This is a genomic window from Marisediminitalea sp. (assembly GCF_984433645.1).
This window is the reverse complement of the sequence record NZ_CFIDRX010000248.1, coordinates 1-4,647: the sequence shown is the minus strand read 5'-3', so window position 1 is coordinate 4,647 and position 4,647 is coordinate 1. Positions and strand designations below refer to the sequence as shown.

Here is a 4,647-nt window from a genome sequence, read left to right as displayed (position 1 = left end):
CGGCCGCAGTTCAACCTGCTCTGATTCCAGGTTGTTGAGTTGCTGTTGCAGGAATGCGATAGACTCAGGATGAGGGTGTGCAATAGCAATTGCACGACCATGGCGTTTCGCCAGACGAAGCAAGCGTTGCCATTGCGATTGCATGAAAGGCTCTGTTTGTTCATGGTCTAAAAAGACATGGCGGCGAGCATTAGGAACATGCTGTTGTTGTGCCACTTGTTGCGCAACGGTTTTAGACGTCGTCCGGCTATCGACGAAGAACAAATTACGCTGCTTTATTTGTTGCATCACCACCGCCATCGCATCTTCAGAAGCGGTTAATTCACTGCCCATGTGGTTGTTCACGCCAATCGCAAATGGCACGGAACTTAATGCACTATCGAACGTGAGGCTAATTTCTTCAGGCACCATGTGCGGTGTAATTGCACCTGGTCCTAGTGATTTATCGGATTCGGCTGCCATGGGTAAATGCAGCATGACCTCGCGGGATTGACTGTGGGCACGGTATGCCAGCACCTCCCCCTGCGGGGTGTGGGGTAAAATAGAGAACGTAACTTCGTTGGGTAACACCAGTGCCTGTGCATCGGAATAACGATAACCAATGTCGTCGATGATCACATAAATAGTGGCTTTATTTTTTGGGGCGGCCAAGCAGCCTGGATTTACGCCTAACAGTAAACCGGCGAGGCAACACACACTGATAAACCAATGTCTATTTATCACTAACACGCGCACTTCATTATTGTTGTTGTGGCCTAAGCATACCAGCCTCGTCCATCAACACCAAGCCTGCGTTGAATTCTGTTTTGAGGCCTATAAATCGAGCCAGTCGGCAGGATTGACTGCCTTGCCCTTGTGGCGAATTTCGAAGTACAAATTAGGCGAGTTTTGACCGCCACTTTGCCCAAGAAGTGCAACAGTTTCTCCTTTAGCAACCGACTCGCCCGCTTGACGAAGTAATGCCTGATTATGGCCATACACAGTCATAAACCCATCGCCGTGTTCGATGATTGTCACCAGTCCAAAGCCACGTAACCAATCCGAATACACCACACGGCCATGGGCAATAGCCTTAACCGCACTGCCTTCACGGCCGTCGATCATGATGCCTTTCCAACGCACCTGACCCTGTCGGCGCTTACCGAACAGCTTTCTGACTGAGCCGTCGGCCGGTTTTAAGAGTCGTCCTTTATCTGACGCCAGACCGGTCAGCTCCTGCGGAATCTGACTCATCCGTTGTGCCCGCTCAATGGCTTCAACTAACGCCTGTTCCGCTTCGCGAAGTTGGGCAATACGCGTTTCTTCACCGGCAATTTTGGCGTTGAGTTGCTTGAGGGTTTGCTGACGGTCCTGCTGACGGGCAACCAGCTCATTTTGCTGCTGCTGTTGGTCAGCCTGTAACTGATTCAGTTCACTGGCTTTTTGTTGTAACGAAGCGGTGACCGACTCCAGTTCAGTGACTGTTGCAGTAAATTGGGTAATATTGGCCTGTCGGGCCTGATTCAAATACTTGTAGTAAGTGATGATTCGCTCAAAACGGGCTGCGTCCTGCTGATAAAATATCATTTTGGCGTAGTCGTAGTGCCCGGCTATAAAGGCACTTTTGAGCTGGCCTGCCAGCATGGACTGCTGTTGACCAATGGCTTCGCGTAGTTCTGCCTGACGGCGAGTTAGCGATGCTTGTTGCTGTTTATTTTCAGCCAGTGCTTTGCGCGTTGTATTTAGCTTTCCCGCTACCGCACCAATTTGTTTTTCGGACTCTGCCAGTACTGCCTGTAACTCTTCGGCTGACGCCCGACTGTTAAGCAAGGCCTGCTGCCGTGCTTTTAACTCTTCCTGAAGCGCAGCCAGTTCTTTTTCGGCATCGTCGCTGTCCTGTGCCTGCGCAACAGAAGACAACAGCAGCAACATGCAGCCAGCCACTACCGCACGGGTAATGGCCTTAAACCACACATTGCTTACTGCCAGTGACATGCTTAAAAATTACGACTTAAGCGTCATAATAGTTTTACCTGTCATTTCTTTTGGCTGTTCCATGCCAATCAAATGCAGAATGGTCGGCGCTACATCACTCAGCGTTCCGCCTTTGCGTGCCTCAGCATCGCGACCAAAGTAAATAAACGGTACTGGCTCACTGGTGTGCGCTGTGTGCGCCTGACCGCTGGCTTTATCGACCATTTGCTCAGCATTACCGTGGTCCGCTGTAATCAAACATTCGCCACCGACTTTCTTCAGCGATTCAATGACCCGGCCGATTGAGTGATCAACCGCTTCACAGGCTTTTACTGCCGCGTTGAAATCACCGGTATGTCCCACCATGTCGCCATTCGGGTAGTTACAAATAATCACGTCGAATTTGCCTGATTCAATGGCGCCAGTCAGTTCATCAGTGAGCTTTTCTGAGTTCATCTCTGGTTGCAGATCGTAAGTCGCTACATCCGGAGAAGGGATCAGAATGCGCTCTTCACCTTCGTACTCTTTTTCAACGCCGCCGCTGAAGAAGAAAGTAACGTGGGCGTATTTTTCAGTTTCTGAAATACGCAGCTGGGTCTTGTTGTGTTTTGCCAGCCATTCACCTAATACGTTAACCAATTTTTCTGGTGGATACGCAACAGGTGCTTTCAGATCGGCTGAATATTCAGTCAACATAACAAACGCCGACAACTCAGGCGCCACTGTTTTGGTAAAGCCATCAAAGCCTGGGTCAAGGAAAACCTGGCTAATTTGTCGCGCGCGGTCAGCACGGAAGTTCATGAACAACAAGGTGTCGCCATCTTCCATTGCGACGCTATCGCCAATTACTGTTGGTGGAACAAACTCATCGTTTTTACCCGCCTCATAAGAGGCTTTCAGGCCCTCAACCGCAGAAGCAGCTTGCGCTTCGCCCTTACCCTGGGTAATTAGGTCATAGGCCTTTTGCACACGGTCCCAACGCTTGTCGCGATCCATTGCAAAATAGCGACCAATAATGCTGGCGGTTTTACCTACACCCAGTTCTTCAAACAGCGCATCGGCTTTTTCCAGGGATGCCTGTGCGCTCTGAGGAGGTGTATCACGTCCGTCCAGGAACGCGTGTAAGTAGACTTTCTTTGCGCCGCGGCTCACTGCCATTTTCACAGCAGCAAAAATATGGTCTTCATGGCTGTGTACACCACCTGGCGACATCAAACCCATAATGTGAACGGCTTTGCCTTTGTTGACGGCCTCGTCAACGGCTTTCGTCAGTGCCGGATTGTGTTCAAACTCACCGTCGTCGATAGCTTTAGTGATTTTGGTGAAATCCTGATACACCACGCGACCTGCGCCCAGGTTCACGTGACCCACTTCAGAGTTACCCATTTGTCCGTCAGGTAATCCAACATCCAGACCTGAACCACTGACCAAGGTGCTGGGGTAGTTTGCAAACAATGCATCCAGGTTTGGCGTGTTAGCCGCCAGAATTGCATTGTTTTCTGGATCTTCACGATAACCCCAGCCGTCGAGTATGATTAACGCCAGTGTTTTCTTGGATTCAGTCATGAGTTCTCCTATCAAAATTCTATGCCTCCGGGCAGGCTGTCCTGCTCAGACGATACTTGTTACCAAAGGGGTATAGTGGGTACTCAACGGTACTCTTGTTTGATCGCTTTGGTTCGTTAAGACGCTTTATAACGTTCCGTAGGGTGAGGCTTGATTGTTATATTACCAAACCTTACAAGGGATTGAAGTGTATAAGTCAAAATTTCAGCAAATCTGTTCCATAGTTTTTTTCGATTAAACCTGCTGAGTACAATCCACACTGCCTGTTATCCCCTTGTCTGTTTCCATTAGCATGCGTCAGGCAAGGTGCCGGAAAAGCAACGGCACAATCCGGCTCCCGTACAATTTTCAGCCGCAATCCAGGCGCTACCCTAGCTTCTGTCGGTTTTTTCTATATACTTTGCTCTCTTTTTTTAAAACGATGCATTGGGAAGACGTAATGGATCAAATCATCGAATTTGCTGGCAATAACTTTATGCTGGCAGGCATATGGCTGGCGTTGGTTGGCATGCTGGTATACAGCTACGTTAGCGGCTTGATCTCCCCGGTTAAGGAAGTCAGTGTGCATGAGATGACGCTGCTGATAAACCGCGAAGATGCGGTTGTGCTGGATACCCGTTCAGCCAACGACTATAAAGCAGGTCATGTAACAGGTGCTCGCCAGATAAAACCTGAAGAATTACGCGAGCGTAACTTCAGCAAACTTGAAAAACACAAAGACACACCCATTATAGTGGTTTGCGCCATGGGCAATAGTGCCCGTAGTGTCGCAGCGGCTATGACCAAAGCAGGCTTCGCGAAAGTGAATGTGCTGCGCGGTGGTATGAACGCCTGGACTCAGGCCGGACTGCCCGTCGCTAAATAACCAGCAATTGGGGTAACACTGTGAGTAAAGTAGAAATCTACACCAAGGGCTATTGCCCGTATTGTCACCGCGCTAAAGCACTGCTTCAGCAAAAAGGCGTCGAATACACTGAATTTGCCGTGGATGCAGAGCCTGCACTTCGCGACGAGATGATTCAGCGCGCTAACGGTGGTTACACAGTGCCTCAGATTTTTATAAACGGGCAACACATTGGCGGCTGCGACGATATGTACGCGTTAGAGCGACAACAAAAGCTGGACCCG

General features: G+C 49.7%; 5 protein-coding genes. 2 read left to right on the top strand and 3 right to left on the bottom strand.

Going from position 1 to position 4,647, the window contains the following annotated elements; genetic code table 11:
- The 3 genes from AC4MRN_RS19630 to gpmM form a co-directional block, all read right to left on the bottom strand.
- Window positions 1-729, bottom strand: a 729-nt coding sequence (locus tag AC4MRN_RS19630; RefSeq protein WP_491204263.1) for a divergent polysaccharide deacetylase family protein, incomplete at its 3' end; no start/stop codon positions are given.
- Between the two features lie 84 nt (window positions 730-813).
- Window positions 814-1,974, bottom strand: coding sequence for a murein hydrolase activator EnvC family protein (locus AC4MRN_RS19625; RefSeq protein WP_491204262.1), 1,161 nt, complete (start codon window positions 1,972-1,974; stop codon window positions 814-816).
- A gap of 9 nt (window positions 1,975-1,983) precedes the next feature.
- Window positions 1,984-3,519, bottom strand: coding sequence for a 2,3-bisphosphoglycerate-independent phosphoglycerate mutase (gene gpmM / locus AC4MRN_RS19620; RefSeq protein ID WP_490402947.1), 1,536 nt, complete (start codon window positions 3,517-3,519; stop codon window positions 1,984-1,986).
- A gap of 439 nt (window positions 3,520-3,958) precedes the next feature.
- Here gpmM and AC4MRN_RS19615 point away from each other — a divergent pair, with 439 nt between their 5' ends.
- Both AC4MRN_RS19615 and grxC read left to right on the top strand, forming a co-directional pair.
- Window positions 3,959-4,384 (top strand): rhodanese-like domain-containing protein, encoded by a 426-nt coding sequence (locus AC4MRN_RS19615; RefSeq protein WP_073324342.1) that lies wholly within the window; start codon window positions 3,959-3,961, stop codon window positions 4,382-4,384.
- A 20-nt stretch (window positions 4,385-4,404) separates the two neighbouring features.
- The coding region (gene grxC / locus AC4MRN_RS19610; RefSeq protein WP_491204261.1) for a glutaredoxin 3 at window positions 4,405-4,647 on the top strand (243 nt) is incomplete at its 3' end.

Bases quoted from the DNA above. Each gene is read 5' to 3' on its own strand.
- AC4MRN_RS19625 (WP_491204262.1), bottom strand. From the start codon at position 1,974: ATGTCACTGGCAGTAAGCAATGTGTGGTTTAAGGCCATTACCCGTGCG.
- gpmM (WP_490402947.1), bottom strand. From the start codon at position 3,519: ATGACTGAATCCAAGAAAACACTGGCGTTAATCATACTCGACGGCTGG.
- AC4MRN_RS19615 (WP_073324342.1), top strand. From the start codon at position 3,959: ATGGATCAAATCATCGAATTTGCTGGCAATAACTTTATGCTGGCAGGC.